General features: G+C 39.1%; 14 protein-coding genes, 1 tRNA gene and 3 rRNA genes. 2 read left to right on the forward strand and 16 right to left on the reverse strand.

The features are described 5' to 3' along the window. Positions 1 to 260: 260 nt before the first annotated feature. The 8 genes from rrf to rpsB all read right to left on the reverse strand — a co-directional run bounded on the left by rrf (position 261) and on the right by rpsB (position 10,138). Positions 261 to 375, reverse strand: a 5S ribosomal RNA gene (gene rrf, locus D7I46_RS09050). An 83-nt stretch (positions 376 to 458) separates the two neighbouring features. Continuing rightward, positions 459 to 3,356: ribosomal RNA gene (locus D7I46_RS09055) — 23S ribosomal RNA — on the reverse strand. A gap of 186 nt (positions 3,357 to 3,542) precedes the next feature. Then, positions 3,543 to 3,615 (reverse strand) — tRNA-Ala (locus D7I46_RS09060). Positions 3,616 to 3,709: 94 nt separating this feature from the next. After that, a 16S ribosomal RNA gene (locus D7I46_RS09065) occupies positions 3,710 to 5,255 on the reverse strand. The 16S, 23S and 5S rRNA genes sit together here with 1 tRNA gene alongside, the layout of an rRNA operon. Positions 5,256 to 5,581: 326 nt before the next feature. Continuing rightward, positions 5,582 to 6,076, reverse strand: a complete 495-nt coding sequence (locus D7I46_RS09070) for a sigma-70 RNA polymerase sigma factor region 4 domain-containing protein (protein ID WP_120772608.1) — start codon at positions 6,074 to 6,076, stop codon at positions 5,582 to 5,584. A 226-nt stretch (positions 6,077 to 6,302) separates the two neighbouring features. Further along, on the reverse strand, positions 6,303 to 8,033 hold the full coding sequence (gene ezrA / locus D7I46_RS09075; protein WP_120772609.1) for a septation ring formation regulator EzrA: 1,731 nt from the start codon (positions 8,031 to 8,033) through the stop codon (positions 6,303 to 6,305). 187 nt (positions 8,034 to 8,220) lie between these two features. Continuing rightward, a complete protein-coding gene (tsf, locus tag D7I46_RS09080) occupies positions 8,221 to 9,249 on the reverse strand; it encodes a translation elongation factor Ts (protein ID WP_120772610.1) in 1,029 nt (342 codons plus the stop codon). A gap of 121 nt (positions 9,250 to 9,370) precedes the next feature. Beyond that, positions 9,371 to 10,138: a 30S ribosomal protein S2 gene (gene rpsB / locus D7I46_RS09085; protein WP_120772611.1), complete on the reverse strand. Its 768-nt coding sequence runs from the start codon at positions 10,136 to 10,138 to the stop codon at positions 9,371 to 9,373. Between the two features lie 304 nt (positions 10,139 to 10,442). Between rpsB and D7I46_RS09090 the strand changes: the two genes are divergently transcribed. Then, a complete protein-coding gene (locus tag D7I46_RS09090; RefSeq protein ID WP_120772612.1) occupies positions 10,443 to 11,468 on the forward strand; it encodes a lactonase family protein in 1,026 nt (341 codons plus the stop codon). A 216-nt stretch (positions 11,469 to 11,684) separates the two neighbouring features. Continuing rightward, positions 11,685 to 14,363 (forward strand): bifunctional acetaldehyde-CoA/alcohol dehydrogenase, encoded by a 2,679-nt coding sequence (gene adhE / locus D7I46_RS09095; RefSeq protein WP_120772613.1) that lies wholly within the window; start codon positions 11,685 to 11,687, stop codon positions 14,361 to 14,363. 96 nt (positions 14,364 to 14,459) lie between these two features. Here adhE and D7I46_RS09100 read toward each other — a convergent pair whose 3' ends face one another. The 8 genes from D7I46_RS09100 to rsmD all read right to left on the reverse strand — a co-directional run bounded on the left by D7I46_RS09100 (position 14,460) and on the right by rsmD (position 20,056). Then, a complete protein-coding gene (locus D7I46_RS09100) occupies positions 14,460 to 14,930 on the reverse strand; it encodes a hypothetical protein (RefSeq protein WP_120772614.1) in 471 nt (156 codons plus the stop codon). A 92-nt stretch (positions 14,931 to 15,022) separates the two neighbouring features. Beyond that, positions 15,023 to 15,532, reverse strand: coding sequence for an LTA synthase family protein (locus D7I46_RS09105; RefSeq protein ID WP_120772615.1), 510 nt, complete (start codon positions 15,530 to 15,532; stop codon positions 15,023 to 15,025). A 109-nt stretch (positions 15,533 to 15,641) separates the two neighbouring features. Further along, the gene (locus D7I46_RS09110) at positions 15,642 to 16,157 is read right to left on the reverse strand and encodes a hypothetical protein (RefSeq protein ID WP_120772616.1); all 516 of its coding nucleotides are present in this window, start codon (positions 16,155 to 16,157) and stop codon (positions 15,642 to 15,644) included. A 13-nt stretch (positions 16,158 to 16,170) separates the two neighbouring features. Then, complete coding sequence (locus tag D7I46_RS09115; protein WP_120772617.1) at positions 16,171 to 16,449, reverse strand: hypothetical protein; 279 nt, start codon at positions 16,447 to 16,449, stop codon at positions 16,171 to 16,173. An 86-nt stretch (positions 16,450 to 16,535) separates the two neighbouring features. Further along, a complete protein-coding gene (locus D7I46_RS09120; protein WP_120772618.1) occupies positions 16,536 to 17,399 on the reverse strand; it encodes an Rgg/GadR/MutR family transcriptional regulator in 864 nt (287 codons plus the stop codon). A gap of 211 nt (positions 17,400 to 17,610) precedes the next feature. Further along, entirely contained in the window at positions 17,611 to 18,660 is a 1,050-nt protein-coding gene (locus D7I46_RS09125) for a SepM family pheromone-processing serine protease (RefSeq protein ID WP_120772619.1), read from the reverse strand. Beyond that, positions 18,644 to 19,144: a pantetheine-phosphate adenylyltransferase gene (gene coaD / locus D7I46_RS09130; protein ID WP_120772620.1), complete on the reverse strand. Its 501-nt coding sequence runs from the start codon at positions 19,142 to 19,144 to the stop codon at positions 18,644 to 18,646. Before coaD ends, D7I46_RS09125 begins: the two co-directional genes overlap by 17 nt. 372 nt (positions 19,145 to 19,516) lie before the next feature. Continuing rightward, a complete protein-coding gene (gene rsmD, locus D7I46_RS09135; RefSeq protein WP_120772621.1) occupies positions 19,517 to 20,056 on the reverse strand; it encodes a 16S rRNA (guanine(966)-N(2))-methyltransferase RsmD in 540 nt (179 codons plus the stop codon). Between the last annotated feature and the right edge of the window lie 246 nt (positions 20,057 to 20,302).

Consider the following 20,302-nt stretch of genomic DNA (forward strand, 5'->3'; position numbering starts at 1 on the left):
TGAAAAAGACCTATCCATTATAAGCACCTCTTTTTTATATTCCGTGAAACTATATTATCACATTTTCCCGACTCTGCGCAATCTAAGATACAGAACAATTATCCAACATTTAGTTCGTAAAGGCTTTTCTTACACGATGATACGCTCCGCACTCCAAGATTATCCCCTCGAATAAACTAGCCTTCTAAAACGAAGGCTTTTATCTTACCTCAACCTCGTAAAAATAAAAAAAAGAAGAGCAATGCTCCCCTTCTTACTTAACTTGGCCATTAGCTTATCTCCCAGGGGGCAACCCCAAGTACTTCCGCCGTAGATGGACTTAACTGCTGTGTTCGGCATGGGAACAGGTGTATCTCCATCGCAATGATGACCAAATCATTAAATGTTACTTTGAACATTCAAAACTAAATAACAATTCTTCTAACTCCTAAACCATAAGCATTTTATATTTGACTCTCTTGGTAAAGTCCTCGAGCGATTAGTACTGGTCCGCTCCACCCCTCACAGGGCTTCCACTTCCAGCCTATCAACCAGATCATCTCTCTGGGCTCTTAATTCTTACGAATGGGAAATCTCATCTTGAGGTGGGCTTCGCACTTAGATGCTTTCAGCGCTTATCCCTTCCCTACATAGCTATCCAACCGTGCTCCTGGCGGAACAACTGGTACACCAGCGGTAGGTCCATCCCGGTCCTCTCGTACTAAGGACAGATCCTCTCAAATTTCCTACGCCCGCGACGGATAGGGACCGAACTGTCTCACGACGTTCTGAACCCAGCTCGCGTGCCGCTTTAATGGGCGAACAGCCCAACCCTTGGGACCGACTACAGCCCCAGGATGCGACGAGCCGACATCGAGGTGCCAAACCTCCCGTCGATGTGAACTCTTGGGGGAGATAAGCCTGTTATCCCCAGGGTAGCTTTTATCCGTTGAGCGATGGCCCTTCCATGCGGTACCACCGGATCACTAAGCCCTAGTTTCCTACCTGCTCGAGTTGTAGCTCTCGCAGTCAAGCTCCCTTATACCTTTACACTCTACGATTGATTTCCAACCAATCTGAGGGAACCTTTGGGCGCCTCCGTTACTCTTTAGGAGGCGACCGCCCCAGTCAAACTGTCCGTCAGACACTGTCTCCCTGGCCGATATTGCCAGCGGGTTAGAGTAACCATAAGTCAAGGGTAGTATCCCAACAACGCCTCAATAGAAACTAGCGTCCCTATTTCAATGGCTCCTACCTATCCTGTACATGACTTACAGGTACTCAATATCAAACTACAGTAAAGCTCCATGGGGTCTTTCCGTCCTGTCGCGGGTAACCTGCATCTTCACAGGTACTAAAATTTCACCGAGTCTCTCGTTGAGACAGTGCCCAAATCATTACGCCTTTCGTGCGGGTCGGAACTTACCCGACAAGGAATTTCGCTACCTTAGGACCGTTATAGTTACGGCCGCCGTTTACTGGGGCTTCAATTCAGGGCTTCGCTTACGCTAACTCCTCCTCTTAACCTTCCAGCACCGGGCAGGCGTCACCCCCTATACATCACCTTGCGGTTTAGCAGAGAGCTGTGTTTTTGATAAACAGTTGCTTGGGCCTATTCACTGCGGCTGGCTTTTACACCAGCACCCCTTCTCCCGAAGTTACGGGGCTATTTTGCCGAGTTCCTTAACGAGAGTTCTCTCGATCACCTGAGGCTACTCGCCTCGACTACCTGTGTCGGTTTGCGGTACGGGTAGATATAATTTAACGCTAGAAGATTTTCTTGGCAGTGTGACATCAAGGAGTTCGTTTCCGTAGAAACTTCCCCATCACAGCTCAATGTTAAAGAGAAATGCATTTGACACATCTCACACCTCACTGCTTAGACCAGAATCCATTAACTGGCATCCTTTAGCCTACTGCGTCCCTCCATCACTATTATATCTAGTATAGGAATATCAACCTATTGTCCATCGACTACGCCTTTCGGCCTCGCCTTAGGTCCCGACTAACCCAGGGCGGACGAGCCTTCCCCTGGAAACCTTAGTCTTACGGTGGATAAGATTCTCACTTATCTTGCGCTACTCATACCGGCATTCTCACTTCTTAACGCTCCAGCACTCCTCACGGTATACCTTCTTCGCGGTTAAGAACGCTCTCCTACCATTGATAAAATATCAATCCAAAGCTTCGGTAATATGTTTAGCCCCGGTACATTTTCGGCGCAGGGTCACTCGACTAGTGAGCTATTACGCACTCTTTGAATGATAGCTGCTTCTGAGCTAACATCCTAGTTGTCTGTGCAACCCCACATCCTTTTCCACTTAACATATATTTTGGGACCTTAGCTGTTGGTCTGGGCTGTTTCCCTTTCGACTACGGATCTTAGCACTCGCAGTCTGACTGCCGAACATGTGTATTAGCATTCGGAGTTTATCTGAGATTGGTAATCCGAGATGGACCCCTCACCCAAACAGTGCTCTACCTCCAATACACTTACATTTCGACGCTAGCCCTAAAGCTATTTCGGAGAGAACCAGCTATCTCCCAGTTCGTTTGGAATTTCTCCGCTATCCACAAGTCATCCAAACACTTTTCAACGTGTCCTGGTTCGGGCCTCCAGTGCGTCTTACCACACCTTCACCCTGCTCATGGATAGGTCACTAGGTTTCGGGTCTACATCATGATACTAAAACGCCCTATTCAGACTCGCTTTCGCTGCGGCTCCGTCTCTTCAACTTAACCTCGCATCATAACGTAACTCGCCGGTTCATTCTACAAAAGGCACGCTCTCACCCATTAACGGGCTCGAACTTCTTGTAGGCACACGGTTTCAGGTGCTATTTCACTCCCCTTTCGGGGTTCTTTTCACCTTTCCCTCACGGTACTGGTTCACTATCGGTCACTAAGGAGTATTTAGGGTTGGGAGATGGTCCTCCCGGATTCAAACTGGATTTCGCGTGTCCAGCCCTACTCAGGATACTGCTAGGTATAAGCGCTATTTCGTCTACGGGATTATTACCCTCTTTGATTAACCTTCCCAGGTTATTCGACTATAATGCTTAAGTCCACGTTGCAGTCCTACAACCCCAAGAAGCAAGCTTCTTGGTTTGCCCTTCTTCGCGTTCGCTCGCCGCTACTTACGAAATCGTTTTTACTTTCTCTTCCTGCAGGTACTTAGATGTTTCAGTTCTCTGCGTTACCTTTACATGAGCTATGTATTCACTCATGAATAACTGCTAGTAGCAGCTGGGTTTCCCCATTCGGAAATCAACGGATCAAAGCGTACTTACAGCTCCCCGTCGCATATCGTCGTTAGTCACGTCCTTCTTCGGCTCTTAGTGCCAAGGCATCCACCGTGCGCCCTTATTAACTTTGCCATGATGATTTAAAATCATCGTTTTTCAAGTATAAGTTTGTAAATTCTTTAAAATTCACAGCTTTTCGGTTTATTTATCGTTATTAGATATTGTTATTTAGTTTTCAATGTTCAATTCTATTTTTATGTCTTCGTTGACAATAAGATAACTGAACTTTCCGCAAGCGGACCGCCCTTCCTATCTTAATGGAGCCTAGCGGGATCGAACCGCTGACCTCCTGCGTGCAAAGCAGGCGCTCTCCCAGCTGAGCTAAGGCCCCACAATCAAGAATTTGATTCTTGCTTAGGTTTATTAACTAAACCCCTCAAAACTGAATAAAGTTGAATGCTCACGTCTTTGTAACTATTCCTTAGAAAGGAGGTGATCCAGCCGCACCTTCCGATACGGCTACCTTGTTACGACTTCACCCCAGTCATCGGTCTTACCTTAGGAAGCGCCCTCCTTGCGGTTAGGCAACCTACTTCGGGTACTCCCAACTCCCGTGGTGTGACGGGCGGTGTGTACAAGGCCCGGGAACGTATTCACCGCGGCGTGCTGATCCGCGATTACTAGCGATTCCGACTTCATGTAGGCGAGTTGCAGCCTACAATCCGAACTGAGAATGGTTTTAAGAGATTAGCTAAACATCACTGTCTCGCGACTCGTTGTACCATCCATTGTAGCACGTGTGTAGCCCAGGTCATAAGGGGCATGATGATTTGACGTCATCCCCACCTTCCTCCGGTTTATCACCGGCAGTCTCACTAGAGTGCCCAACTTAATGATGGCAACTAGTAATAGGGGTTGCGCTCGTTGCGGGACTTAACCCAACATCTCACGACACGAGCTGACGACAACCATGCACCACCTGTCACCGATGTACCGAAGTAACTCCTTATCTCTAAGGATAGCATCGGGATGTCAAGACCTGGTAAGGTTCTTCGCGTTGCTTCGAATTAAACCACATGCTCCACCGCTTGTGCGGGCCCCGTCAATTCCTTTGAGTTTCAACCTTGCGGTCGTACTCCCCAGGCGGAGTGCTTATTGCGTTAGCTGCGATACAGAAAACTTATAGCTTCCTACATCTAGCACTCATCGTTTACGGCGTGGACTACCAGGGTATCTAATCCTGTTTGCTCCCCACGCTTTCGAGCCTCAGTGTCAGTTACAGGCCAGAGAGCCGCTTTCGCCACCGGTGTTCCTCCATATATCTACGCATTTCACCGCTACACATGGAATTCCACTCTCCTCTCCTGCACTCAAGTCTACCAGTTTCCAATGCATACAATGGTTGAGCCACTGCCTTTTACACCAGACTTAATAAACCACCTGCGCTCGCTTTACGCCCAATAAATCCGGACAACGCTCGGGACCTACGTATTACCGCGGCTGCTGGCACGTAGTTAGCCGTCCCTTTCTGGTTAGATACCGTCACTGCATGGATTTTCCACTCCCACACACGTTCTTCTCTAACAACAGAGTTTTACGATCCGAAAACCTTCTTCACTCACGCGGCGTTGCTCGGTCAGACTTTCGTCCATTGCCGAAGATTCCCTACTGCTGCCTCCCGTAGGAGTTTGGGCCGTGTCTCAGTCCCAATGTGGCCGATCACCCTCTCAGGTCGGCTATGTATCATCGCCTTGGTGAGCCTTTACCTCACCAACTAGCTAATACAACGCGGGATCATCTCTGAGTGATGCTTTTGCATCTTTCAAACTTTTAACTTGTGTTTAAAGTTGTTATGCGGTATTAGCATTCGTTTCCAAATGTTGTCCCCCGCTCAAAGGCAGATTCCCCACGCGTTACTCACCCGTTCGCTGCTCTTCCAGTCGGTACAAGTACCTTCCTTCAGCGCTCAACTTGCATGTATTAGGCACGCCGCCAGCGTTCGTCCTGAGCCAGGATCAAACTCTCAAATAAAGTATTTAAGTCACCGTAGTGACTGGCTTGTCTTTCATTATTGATTGACAGATTTTTTGATGTATCTTACTACATCACATGAGTCATTCTTCTTTATTCAGTTTTCAAGGGTCTATTCGCTTGAGCGGCTTCCCTCTCTCGCGACAACTATTATATTCTATCAAACACCACTTCCTTTGTCAAGAATTTTATCACGACTTCCAGACCTTTTTTTACCTTTGTTCGTTTTCTACTCCCCTTGTATCCGCTTCATTATAATCTCTATCGCTTTCTGAATGAAATGTACCCAAAAAAGAAGCCCCTGTAGCTAGCAGGGAACTTCCTTTTTATTCTTCCGAGTCATCTAAATCAAAAAGAATAGATTTAATTTTTTCTTTGAGCCGATAGCGCTCCATACGTGTCAGTTCTTCGCCTCGCATTTGGCGAACGAGAAGTTCTTGGTAATGAGGACGAAGGCACTCATACACCTCTGCTAGAAGGTGATTAAATACAAGTGCACTTTCCGGGGTCTCTCCGTGTGACGAAATGACATCCGAATACTCATAGATATCTACCGCTCCTAATTGGTCAAAGCCTCGTTTTTTCGCTTGACTATGACGGATTTCATCTATCAACCGTTGGTGATATTGGACCTTGAATTTTATTGGCAGTCCCTCCAACCCCACACTTGATTCAAGTAATTGATACAGAACTATCATTCCTTCTTGAAGATAATCGTCATATGTCCAAGAGCGAACTCGAAGCTGTTTCATCGCTTTTAAGACAATTGGTTTAAGTCTTGAAAAGACTTGATCAAAATTTATTTTATTGTTTTGTGGCAAACACACTCTCTCCTATTTGTTTTTTTACTAACGTATTTTTATCTTTTAGATGCTCGGAGGAGAATGATAAATGAACATGATATTGATATCCTTTCATAGTTTTATCACTCCTTTCAATTTTAATTCTATTATAGGTCTATTTTTCTTTTACTTCCAATAATATGCAAATTATTACGTCTAAAAAATATAAAATAAAAAGACGAGGATATCCTCGTCTTTATAAAAATCATAAATAATCTGGTTTAGCTTTATCTTTAAAATATACTCCCGAAATTCTCGAAGCCGCTCCTGGTTCCACAAGCTCTAATGTTTTCGATATTTCATCAAATGAAGCATTGTAGTCTCGGTCGCGCTCAAATAATTGGAGAGCTCGTGAAATTCCTGAAGCAACCTGTTCGTTTGATGCCTTATAACGATTGGCGTATTGAATAAGTTGTTCTGCCAAAACCGCATGGTCTGTAAGATTATTTGTTGCTTCTTTCAAAACATGCATATCTTCTGTACTGACATCAACTAGATGATTGATTGTATCTATGTTAATTCTGACACGCCCTAGCTCTTTAAAGAGATTTTGAATACGGTCTCCTGTCATAAAGAATAAATCCAAATAGTCTTTAGGGAGACCTGGTAGATTTCTTTTCTCAACATATCGTTTTATTGTTCTGAGTTCCGAATCAAACCTTTCAGCAATTTCTTGTGCAGCCTTTTCTTCATCTTTCAGTCCTGTTAAAGTATTATTGATTTTTATTTGATTCTTTTCCATTTCTTCCAAAGCATTAACAATGGAATTTACTCTACGCGAAAGTACAGAGTAAGGATGAGCTTTTTCCTCAATAGCTTTTAATATATCGTTAGCATCAACTTCTAGCGTCTCTAAGTGTTCTTGATAACCTCGAACATAACCTTTTTCATTTCCAGAAAGGATGTATGATTGTGTAATATGGTCAATTTCAAGAAGTAAATTTTTATTATTTGAACGAATATGTTCAATATATTCTTTGAGCACAGCTGAACGCTTTTCAACATTTCTGCGCGCACCATATTCTTTATCAAATATAGCATAGAGACTCTCAATCTTATCTTGAATAGAAACAAGTTCAGTTTCTACACGATCAAGTTCAAATTGTTCCAAAAGATTTCGTGTATCATCAAGATGTTCTTGAATATCTGCCATCTTTTCCTCAATATCAACACTTTCGGGAAGGATGTACTCTTCTTCTATAAATTTATCGCTCGCTTCCTTGAGATCAGCAAGTTGTTTAGGAATATCTTTTTCAATTTTTTCGATAAATTCAGGAATCTGCTCAGTAATTGCTCTCAATGCAATAGTATGTTCTTCTGCCGTTTCCAGAACCTCAGCTGCCTCAATAGGATCTCCTGTAGAGTTCAAAGTCACAAATTGAGAAAACTCTGCTTCAATATTAGTCAAATGTTTCTCAAGCTCGTGAATAACCGTTCCGTACAAATCTGCATTATCAGTAATATCATTTCGTAAGCTATCGTACAAATCGAGGGACTCTTGAATTTTATTAGAATTCCTTTTTTCTTGCTCTGTTAACTGTGCCACACCTTGACGAATGGACTCTACTTCTTCTTCCATCAGTTCAATTTGCGCTTCACTATCTGCAACCGATTCACGTGCGCGGAAAAAATGAAAAGAATCATTGAGCTGTTCTGCCTCAAAGATGTGATTTTCAAGGTCAGCAAAAGAATTTGATGACAAATCAATCCATTTTTGATTCCATTCTCGGAAGATCGTTTGTGACTGTCCGACAAGGTGCATTTTTTTAACTGAATCTATTTCTTCTTGAACTGGAAGATCGAAAAGTATTTCTTTTCTTTCTTCCATGGCTAAGATACGATCTTCTGTTTTCTTTCGCATCAAAATTGCGAAAATATAAAAACCAATGACGATAACTACTAGGACAACGATAAGGATAATGACAGTACTTGACATGCTTTACTCCAAAAAATTTTTAATTACTTTACAGGTTACAGATTTCATTAGATAGAAAATCTCAAATATAATTATAGCATATTGCAGGAAGAATTACACTATTTTTTGGACCTATTTGGTTAAAAAATACTTTGATAAAATTAGTACACAAAAAAGTAACCCAATCGAGTTACTTTTCATTTTCAAATTAAAGTCCAGCTTTAGCTGCTTCAACTTCTGCCGCGAAGTCTGTTTCTGCTTTTTCAATTCCTTCGCCAACTTCAAAACGTGTAAAGCTGATTGCTTTAGCACCTTTAGAATCAAGGAATTTCTCAACGGTCATACTGTCATCCATGATATAGAGTTGAGCAAGAAGTGTATATTGTTGGTCAACTTTAGTGTTATCTTCAAGGAATTTAGCCATCTTACCTGGGAGAATTTTATCCCAAATTTTTTCTGGTTTACCTTCGGCTTTAAGTTCTTCTTTGATTTCTACTTCAGCTGTTGCAATTGCTTCAGGAGTAATTTGTAATTTAGAACCAAATTTAGGGAATGGCAATGCTGGTTTATTAACCAATGCACGGCTCTCATTATCTTGTTCAATTTTATGGATAAGTTGAGCTGTTTCATCATGAATGAATTGAGCATCTAATTCTTCATATGAAAGAACGGTTGGATTCATTGCTGCAACATGCATTGATACTGATTTCGCAAGCGCGGCATCTCCACCTTCAATAACTGTGATAACTCCAATTTTTCCACCGTTGTGTTGGTAGGCACCAAAGAATTGAGCATCTGTTTTTTCAACAACTACAAAACGACGGAAAGTAATTTTTTCTCCAATTGTTGCTGTTGCTTGAACAAGAGATTCTTCAAGTGTCGCACCTGAAGCTGTTTTAATAGCAAGTGCTTCTTCATTATTTGCTGGTTTATTCGCAGCAATAAGCTCTGCAGTTTCTTTAACTAAAGCAACAAATTGATCGTTTTTAGCAACAAAGTCTGTTTCTGAGTTAAGCTCAACAAGAGCTGCAACATTTCCATCTACGGCAATCCCAGTGAGTCCTTCTGCTGCTACACGATCAGCTTTTTTAGCCGCTTTAGCGATACCTTTTTCACGGAGAAGTTCTGCTGCCGCTTCCATGTTTCCATCAGTTTCTACAAGTGCACGTTTAGCATCCATGATTCCTGCACCAGTTTTTTCACGCAATTCCTTAACTTGAGCTGCTGTTACTGCCATTTTGTAAATCTCCTATATTTTATTTTCTGCCTTATAGACAGGATGTTTATTTTAAAAAACAGACGAGGCGTAAGGCCTCGCCTGTTATTAATTACTTAACTTATAAGTTTAAAATTTTGAATTATTTGCCTTCAACAATTTCAGCAAGCTCTTCAAGTGATTCTTCTGAAGCTGCTTCATCTGCTACAAATTCTTCTGCTGCATCTTCACCTTGACGACCTTCAATAATAGCATCTGCCATTTTAGCTGTAATCAATTTAACCGCACGGATAGCGTCATCATTTGCAGGGATAACTACATCAATTGGTTCTGGATCAGCATTTGTATCAACCATAGCTACAACTGGAATACCCAAAGTTTTAGCTTCTTTAACTGCGATTTGTTCAGCATGTGGGTCAACAATATACAGTACATCTGGAATACGAGGCATATCAGCGATACCACCAATGAATTTTTCAAGACGTTCACGTTCTTTATTAAGAAGAACTACTTCTTTCTTAGGTAAAACTTCGAAAGTTCCTTCTTCTTCCATTTTGTTGATTTCTTTAAGGCGTGACACACGTGTTTGGATAGTATTCCAGTTAGTGAGCATACCACCTAACCAACGATGGTTTACGTAGTATTGACCAGCACGAAGTGCTTCTTCTTTAACTGCTTCAGCAGCTTGCTTTTTAGTACCAACAAAAAGAACTACTGCACCTTCTTGTGATGCGTTTTTTACATAATTGTAAGCATCATCAACAAGTTTTACAGTTTTTTGAAGGTCAATAACATGAATACCATTACGTTCTGTGAAGATGTATGGTTTCATTTTAGGGTTCCAACGACGAGTTTGGTGTCCAAAGTGCACACCAGCTTCAAGAAGTTGTTTCATTGAAATAACTGACATTTTACTGTCTCCTTTTAAAATAGTTTTATCCTCTTCTGATCCTCAACCAGTGCCGCTACACTATGTGCACTACGACAATGTCCAATCAAAATGCGAAATGGTTGCATCGCAACTCATTTATTATACACTCTTATAGAGTATTTTGCAAGTCGAATTTCAACAAGATTTATCTCTCTAACTTTTTATATCCTGACTCTGGTCATATTTAAATTTTTTTCTAAGAAAAAAATTAAATAATTTCGCTGTAAACGCTTATTTATGATAAAATGATGGTATGAACTTAAAAGTGAGATAAGGAGAAACGATGAAAGAAAAAATTCTTCTGGGTGGCTATACCAAACGTGTATCTAAAGGGGTTTACAGTGTGATACTGGATACTAAAAGTGCACAATTATCAGATTTGAACGAAGTGGCTACTGTGCAAAACCCCACTTACATTACCATTGACGAGCATAATCACCTTTATACCTGTGCCGCAGATGGAAATGGTGGTGGAGTTGCTGCATTTAATTTTGATGGAAAAACAGCCAAACATATCAATAATGTAACAAGTACAGGTGCTCCACTTTGCTACGTCGCCGTTGATGAAGCAAGACAACTAGTATATGGTGCGAATTATCATCTTGGTGAAATACGCGTTTACAAAATTCAACTTGATGGCTCTCTTAAATTGACTGATACTGTTAAGCATGAGGGTTCTGGACCTCGTCCTGAACAAAATGCTGCCCATGTCCATTATGCTGATTTGACTCCCGATGGTCGGTTAGTCACTTGTGATTTAGGTACTGATGAAGTGACAGTATATGATGTAATCGGCGAAGGAAAACTGAATATTGTAACGATTTATCGTGCTGAAAAAGGAATGGGAGCACGTCATTTAACATTCCACCCCAATGGAAAAATTGCTTACTTAGCTGGCGAATTAAACTCAACAGTTGAGGTTTTGAGCTACAATGAAGAAAAAGGACGATTTGCTCGTGTTCAAACGATCACTACTCTCCCTGAAAGTCATGAAGGCTTCAATGGCGTAGCTGCTATCCGTATTTCTTCTGATGGAAAATTCCTTTATGTTTCTAATCGTGGAAATGATTCTTTAGCGATTTATCAAGTTAGCCCTCTTGGTACAAAACTTGAAATCATAGGGTGGGTACCAACTGAAGGAAATATTCCACGTGACTTTAACTTTAACAAAACCGAAGAATTTATTATCGTTGCTCACCAAAATTCGGATAATTTAACTTTATTTTCTCGTGATAAATTAACTGGTAAATTGACTTTAGAGCAAAAAGATTTTTATGCACCTGAAGCAACTTGTGTTCTTCCCTTGTAAAATAATTGAACATAAAAAATATTGTCAAATCTATAAAATCATAGATTTGACAATATTTTCGCATTTCAATGTAAGCGCTATCTAATTTATCTGATTTTTTAATTTAATAAAAATTGTAAAAACCATCACAATATTACTTGACATGGAAATAAATGTTTGTTAAAATATTCACGTAATGGTAAGTGAAAAAAATCACAAAGGAGAATCTATTTACTTATGCCAAAAGAAAAAACTGAGCTGACCGCTGAAGAAAAAATGGCTCAAGCCGTAAAATATACTGACGGTCTTGTCAAAAAAGCTCACGAAGCTGTACTAAAATTTGAAGGTTACACTCAAGAACAAGTTGACACAATTGTGGCCGCTATGGCACTAGCTGCAAGCGAACATTCATTAGCACTTGCTCATGAAGCCGTAAACGAAACAGGACGTGGTGTGGTTGAGGACAAAGACACTAAGAATCGTTTTGCTTCTGAATCAGTTTATCACTCTATCAAGAACGACAAAACAGTCGGTGTGATTGGTGAAAACAAGGTTGCAGGTAGCGTTGAAATTGCAAGCCCTCTTGGAGTCTTGGCAGGTATTGTTCCGACTACTAATCCAACTTCTACTGCAATCTTTAAATCATTATTGGCAGCGAAAACACGTAACGCTATTGTTTTTGCTTTTCACCCACAAGCCCAAGGATGTTCAAGTCATGCTGCTAAGATTGTATACGATGCTGCAGTCGCAGCCGGAGCTCCTGAAAACTTTATCCAATGGGTAGAAAAACCTAGTCTTGACAATACAACTGCATTGATTCAAAATCATGGTATTGCATCTATCCTTGCTACTGGTGGACCAGGTATGGTCAATGCTGCACTAAAATCTGGTAATCCTTCACTCGGCGTTGGTGCTGGTAATGGTGCAGTTTATATTGATGCTACAGCCAATGTTGAACGCGCTGTCGAAGACTTACTTATGTCTAAACGTTTTGATAATGGGATGATTTGTGCAACTGAAAATTCTGCTGTTATCGCAGCCGAAATCTATGATGAATTTGTTGCTAAAATGCAAACTCAAGGTGCTTATATGGTACCTAAAAAAGATTACAAAGCTATTGAATCATTTGTTTTTGTTCAACGTGGTGGCGAAGGTTGGGGAGTAACTGGACCTGTTGCTGGTCGTTCAGGTCAATGGATTGCTGAACAAGCTGGTGTAAAAGTCCCTACTGATAAAGATGTTTTACTCTTTGAACTTGACAAGAAAAACATTGGTGAGGCACTTTCGTCTGAAAAACTAAGCCCATTGCTTTCTATTTATAAATCAAATTCACGTGAAGAAGGAATAGAAATTGTTCGTAGTCTCCTGCACTATCAAGGTGCTGGACATAATGCCGCTATCCAAATTGGAGCTATGGACGATCCATTTGTTAAAGAATTTGGTGAAAAAGTCGAAGCTTCTCGTATCTTAGTCAATCAACCTGACTCAATTGGTGGTGTAGGGGATATCTATACTGACGCAATGCGTCCATCATTGACACTTGGTACTGGTTCTTGGGGGAAAAATTCGCTCTCACATAATTTGAGCACATATGATCTATTGAATATTAAAACTGTGGCAAAACGTCGTAATCGCCCACAATGGGTTCGTTTGCCAAAAGAAATCTACTACGAAAAAAATTCTATTTCTTACTTGCAAGATTTACCACACGTGCATAAAGCCTTTATCGTAGCTGACCCAGGTATGGTAAAATTTGGTTTTGTTGATAAGGTTTTGGAACAACTTGCAGTTCGTACAACTCAAGTACAAACCAGTATCTATGGTTCTGTTCAACCTGACCCAACTCTATCGGAAGCTATCGCAATTGCTCGTCAAATGAATGAGTTCCACCCTGACACCGTCATCGCAATCGGTGGTGGTTCTGCCCTTGATGCTGCAAAAATTGGTCGTTTGATTTATGAATATTCCTACCGTGGCGAAGTTGATTTGACTGATGATAAAGCTTTGAAACATCTCTTTGAAGAATTAGCTCAAAAATTCATGGATATTCGTAAACGTGTTGTAAAATTCTATAACCAACGTCAAACTCAGATGGTATGTATTCCTACAACGTCTGGTACAGGTTCTGAAGTGACTCCATTTGCGGTTATCACTGACGATGAAACTCATGTAAAATACCCATTGGCTGACTACCAATTGACACCTCAAGTAGCCATTGTTGACCCTGAGTTTGTCATGACTGTACCAAAACGTACTGTAGCTTGGTCTGGTATTGATGCACTCTCTCACGCTCTTGAATCTTATGTTTCTGTTATGTCTTCTGACTATACAAAACCTTATTCATTGCGTGCAATTAAATTGATTTTTGAAAACTTGGAAACTTCTTACAAATATGATCCAAGTCATCCGTCTAAAGAAGGTCAAGTCGCTCGCGAAAATATGCACAATGCAGCAACTATCGCTGGTATGGCTTTTGCTCAGGCTTTCCTCGGTATCAATCACTCACTTGCTCATAAAACTGGTGGTGAATTCCACTTGCCACACGGTCTTGCGATTGCGATTGCAATGCCACACGTCATCAAGTTTAATGCTGTAACTGGTAACGTTAAGCGTACACCATTCCCACGCTATGAAACTTATCGTGCTCAGGAAGATTACGCCGAAATTGCACGTTATATCGGCTTGACTGGTAAAGATGATGCTGAATTGGTGGATGCTTTGATTGCTAAAATCCATGAACTTACAGATGCAGTTGATATTGATGTGACACTTTCTGGCAATGGTGTCAAGAAAGAACAACTTGAAAGTCAACTCGACAAACTCGCAAACTTGGTTTATGATGACCAATGTACGCCTGCTAACCCTCGTCAACCTCGAATTGATGAACTTAAACAACTTTTGTTGAATCAATTCTGATGTTTGAATCCTTTAGTGAAGGATGATAATAATATGTTAAACCCGTCTGTTTAGTCACAGACGGGTTTTAGATGCACAAGAATAAAGAAACTGAAACTACCTTAAAGCATGGTTTCTCCTATTACGAGTAATATCTCGAATAATCCAAGCAATCAAGAGGAGATTAACAATGGCAAATACATAGTAACCCCAGTAGAGCATATCGCTGAACATTAGCTTAATCACCTCAAATCCAAGCAATCCTTGGGATAAGTTTTCAAAAAGATATCCACCACCGAGATAGAATGCACTAAGCGCTAAAGCTCCTCCAATGATGTAAGATAGCTTTTTCGTCCTATTTCTCATAACGAAATAAAGGATAAACAGAGCAATAAATATACTCAAAGCACCCACATGAAAAAGCAAATGGTTAAATACTGTCGTGTTATTGTGTCTTTCAACGCTATCTTTTATTTTTCCGCTAACAGCGATTATCGGATGGATGGGACGTAAATATGGTAAAAATAGTGCGAATAGATAAAATACACTCAATGTAACTAAAGAAATATTTTTTTGTATTTGTTTCATTAATTTTTCCTTATCCTATTTTTCCATCTGTTATAATTTATCCTCTTATTATTTTGTATAAATTAATTGGATATAGTAAATATAAGAGTGTACTACAAATCTACTATATCTTTATATTTTTTATTTTTGGGAGTAAAAGCTAAAAAAATAGCCCAAACTGAAATTATAATACTCACTATTGTTGGAATCCAGTAGCCTATACTCACTACCTTTAGGATTGTTTTTGCATTTTCTAGTCCTGTGCTGGAATGTAGGAACATTGGCAATATCATCAGCGTGGCTAAATCAAGGGCTGCTATGAGTAATATAATTGATATTATACGAGAAACTATTTTGTTTCGTTTGATAAATGGAAAAACGATACTCAATACAATGAACGCAATTAAAGCAATCTGACTTCTCAAATAGGCAATTCCTACAAAGAGAATTGTAAAGATATTAGAATTTCCCGCTCCTTGCACTGCACCTGTAAAATACGGAAATAGTGAACTGATGGTATAAATTAAAACGAAAAAGAGGAATGCAGTATCTCCTTTATTCAATCTAATTTTTTCCATCAAAAAAATTCTTTTGTGTTTTAAGATTCTATTGTCTTCTACCATCTTATAACCTCATGAGCTCTAGTAATATATGTAAATGTATTTTCCATTTTCGGAGCTTTTGCTCCTGAAATTTGTGAGTAGTTTATGATATGAACCTCCTTTGTATTTGTTAAGGTTGTACTTTTAGTTTAATCACTCTCTTTACATTTTTGCCCTCTCTATCAGAACTGTGATTAATAAACATATCTCTGATCAACCAACTGATTAGCATAACACTTGCAAGTGCAAAAGCATAGAATCCCCAATTCATTACAATTGGTACAACACTAGGAGAAGTTAGACCACCCCAAAATCCTGTTTCTTGGAAATTTCTAATCATAATATAGCCCAAGACAAGATAGAATATCGTCAAAATCGCTACTGTCCCTGAGATAATCGCTAATTTTCTCAAACTTTTTCGTAAGACAAAGTAAGCAACTAACAAAACGAGAAAAAGAATGGTCGTTTTAGCATGCTCTACCACCTTAGTAAAACCAGTGGCTGCATTATATAAGTCTATATTTCCATGAGTCGCCGCCTCCGCCCAAGAGGTTATCTTAAAGGGTTTATAGTAGGGTAAAACAAAACTTATCAGATAGAGTAAAATGCTCAATCCTAGCCATAAAAAATTTATTTGTTTTTTCATTTCTCAGCACTTCCTAGGCAAGATAATCAGTATAAAACTTAAATTGTCCGTTGACAAGCTTATAATATCCTCCAGAAACCGTATTATAATACAATCCATTTCCTACATAGGCATATGTTCCTCCACCATCGTCCATCACTTGTGTTAATGGTGCGATGGCAACTGGTGTTGTAACTGTATCTGCACTTGCTTTGAGTTCCGCAGTAGTAGAGAATAGTCCTGCCGCAAGAGCTACTACTGCAATAAGTGCGTATTTTGGAGCTTTTGCTCCTGAAATTTGTGAGTAGTTCATGATATGAACCTCCTTTGTATTTGTTAATGATAGTTTATCATTTTAAATACAGGTTCATTTAATTTTTGGAATATATACCAAAGCGCTTACAAATTTTCGATTTCTTCGTAAAGTATTTTTGCTTCTTCTCCGTACCCATAATATTCTAAGGTTTCAACACATTTTTTCATATCGTTGATTGCACTTTTCTGTTTTTGCAATACTCTATAGTGAGCTTTATGATAATTAAGAATTATCTTTTCATAAAAGAAATCAATTTGAATATTTATAGATTCAAGATAATTAATATATTTAAGCGCAAAAATCAGATTTCCTCGTCGTAAAAATGTATCAATTATATTTAAAAATGTTCTAATAACCAGTTGCTGATTGAGATGTATGGATTGATAAAAGTTTGTTTTTCCTAAAATATACTTTCCATAATATTTCAGAGAATTATCGTCAAAAAATCTTAAGCAATTTGAAAAAATCCATAGTTCATAACGTCCCCATTCAGTAACTTGTTCTAAATAATTCATCAAAAAGTCCACATCTTTTTTTAGAACAACTGAGTTCTGAGCCATTGCAAGAATTATCCGAATTACTGTTTCATTTATTTTAAAATATTTGACAGATGGTTTTTCATGAACTTTGCTTTCCCAAAACTTTAATATTCCTTTTATTTTGACTATATCTCGCTTAGAATAGGCATTCGCTAAATCCGTCCTAAACTTCTCCTCCTCATCCATACTATAGTCATTATAAATACTTTGAAATTCATCCAAATAAATATTTGAATTTTTTAATATAACAAAAAATTTCTCAACAGTAATATCAGACTTACCTTTTTCAAATCTAGCAAGTAGCGACTCTGAAAAGTACCCCTGCGTGACTTCTCTTAGTCTTAGATTTTTTGCTCTTCTCAACATCGAGATGATTTTTCCTAACTTTAAGTCCTTCTTTTCGTCCATTTTTACTCACTTTATCAAATATTCCAAAAATTCTATAAATTATCTTTTTATATTATACCATTATTTCATACTAATTCTAAGGAGTTACTAATATGAAAAAAAGATTTTTTTATTTCTTTGTGCTCATCATTATGGACGTAATTATTACAAAATACTCATTGGTTATTCCCATCATCCAAAAATAAAAAATTCAGCCCCTAAGCTGAATTTTTTAATCATTTATTTTCCCAGTTTCTAGATAAGCAAGTGCATCATGAATTGTTTTCACTGGTATGATTTTCATTTTGGTGTTGAGTTTTTTGGCTGCTGCTTTGGCTGCGAGGTAGTTATTACTACTGTTTTTCTTTGTGCCTGAATCTGGCACAATAAAGAGATCCGCTCCTTCTTTACTCGCTGTAGCAACTTTTTTATCTACACCACCGATTTGACCGATGCTACCGTCGTGCTCAATGGTTCCTGTACCTGCAATTTCTTGTCCTTGACGAAGATTTTTCCCTGTGAGCTGACTATAAATTTCGAGTGTGAACATCATCCCAGCACTTGGTCCACCAATTCTGCCCGCATTAATTGTGACTTTTGGATTTGTGACTACTTCTGTATGGTCTGTCAGACTTATTCCTATTCCAGTTTTGCCATTTTCTAGCTTGATGTATTTTCCTGTGGATTTGTGTTTACTTCCGTCAATCCTTGTGTACTCTATGGTTACTGAATCACCTACTTTTTGTTTTGAAACGTAATCAATCATTTCAGTGCTTGATTTGAAATGCTGACCATTTACTGCGGTGATTGTGTCTGCGAGTTGAAGTTTATTTTTAAAAGTCGAATTTTTAGCAATTTGTAAAACATAAACACCATCGTATTTTAATTCGTAAGGTTTGTTTGCTAATTTAAAGGCTTGATAAACCGCGGTATTTTGTGCGGTCTGCATATAGAATTGATTGACGAGGTTAAATTGTTCATTATTTAATCCACCTGTCATTTGCTGCTCACTATAAATTGTTGCGAAACTGTTAAAATGGCTATAAATCATCATTGCTACATTGGCTTGAGCAATCTGAACTGTGGTTAAAAAGAAGTCTCCTTTATGCTCATCTTTCTTACCCTCCACTTGAACCATTTTACCTAAAGGTTCGGTCGTACCAGGTACTTCAAGGTAGTAGCTCGTTGGATAGATGAGTGCAATCACAGCAATTACAACTACTGCAACAGCAAGCGACCATTTGATAATTTTGTTTTGTTTTTTATTATTTGCTTTCTTCATTTCGTTTCCTTAATTCACGCGCGACATTTTCTGGAACCCACTGACTGACATCCTGCCCAAAGCTGTAAAGTTCGCGTATTCTGGTAGAATTCAATGGTTCAAGCGATGGTTTCGCCATAAACAAGATTGTTTCTATTCCTGTCATTTCATGATTAAAATAAAACATATTTTTTTCATATTCAAAATCTTGGGTATTTCTAACTGAGCGTACAAGCGCTGTTACACCAAGATTTTTAGCAATATTGACTGTCAAATCTCTTTCATGAGTAATGACTTCAACATTTTTTATTTCTATCAGTGCTGACAGGCTTTCTGTCAGCATTTTTACACGTTCATTTGTTAAAAAAAGCGGTTGTTTTTGGTCATTTTTGAAAATGCCAACATAAAGTTTATCAAAGTGCTTACTTGCCCGCTTGATGATATCCAAATGTCCATTGGTCAGAGGGTCAAATGTACCTGTAAATAGTCCGATTTTTTGGGTCATGATTTTCCTTCTTTAGATATTCGGCTAGGTTAACTCTGCTTTTACATAGATGACGGAATATACTTGTAACTACATCAGATATTTAGATGTGAGCTGATATAACTTATATTGTAGCTAAAGCGTTGTAAAAAATACAATGGTTTACAGTGCTTCGCACCTATTCTGGCGCAAAAAGCGCACCAGCACTCGCCAATTGCAGAACAACTAATAAAATGAGCAAGCTGATTTTAAAGTTATTCTAGTATAGCTCATCTCTAAATTTCCTAAAAATTAGTAGGTGGCTCCGTTGTTCATCTGCTGTAAGTCGCAAAGCAGCAAGGTCAAGTAACAACCGCAAGTATACTATTTTGTAAAGTTAGAAGTTAAACAATATTAAAACTCGTAAATAGATATTTTTGAAATACCATAAACTTTTTGCTTCGTTAGTTCCAATTGTGCAATTTTATCAGGTAATTCTACGGTTTTGTCAGTTTCACAAACAACAATACAATGTTCTGTCAGTAATCTTTGTTCTTGTAAGTACTCCAAATTTTTGACAATCTCCTCTTTAGCATAGGGTGGATCAAGTAAAATCAAATCAAATGGCTCTGTCAGCACTGACAAGCTTCTGTCAGCTGGCATTTTCAACAGCTGAAACTTTTCTGACTCTTTCGTCATTTTGATATTATCTAAAATCACTTCTTGTGCTAATCTATCTTTCTCCACCATCACTGCGAAATCCATTCCTCGCGAAATCGCTTCAATGGATAAGGAACCTGAGCCTGCAAATAAATCTAATACACGTCCACCGTCAAAATATGGGCCAATCATATTAAAAATAGCACCTTTAACTTTGTCAGTGGTTGGGCGTGTTGTTTTGCCCGCCAATGTTTTTAGCGGACGTCCGCCATAGTTTCCTGAAACAACTCTCATGGAATCAATTATAACAGAAAAAAAGTAAATCTGTCAGCGTTCTGACAGATTCTCTATTCATTAATTACATCTATTTTTTCCCATTTATATCCTCACTTCACTACGCTGTCAATGTTGAAGCTCGGATATACAAGATGAGATGACTATAAAAAAGTCGTAAGTGATGGAACAATGTCAATCGTTGTTGGCTTTTTACAATGAACCATAATCGTTTCAATAATATTGACAGAAATCCTGTCAGCTCGT

It is taken from the genome of Lactococcus allomyrinae (assembly GCF_003627095.1).
In the GTDB taxonomy this organism is placed as follows: Bacteria; Bacillota; Bacilli; order Lactobacillales; family Streptococcaceae; genus Lactococcus; species Lactococcus allomyrinae.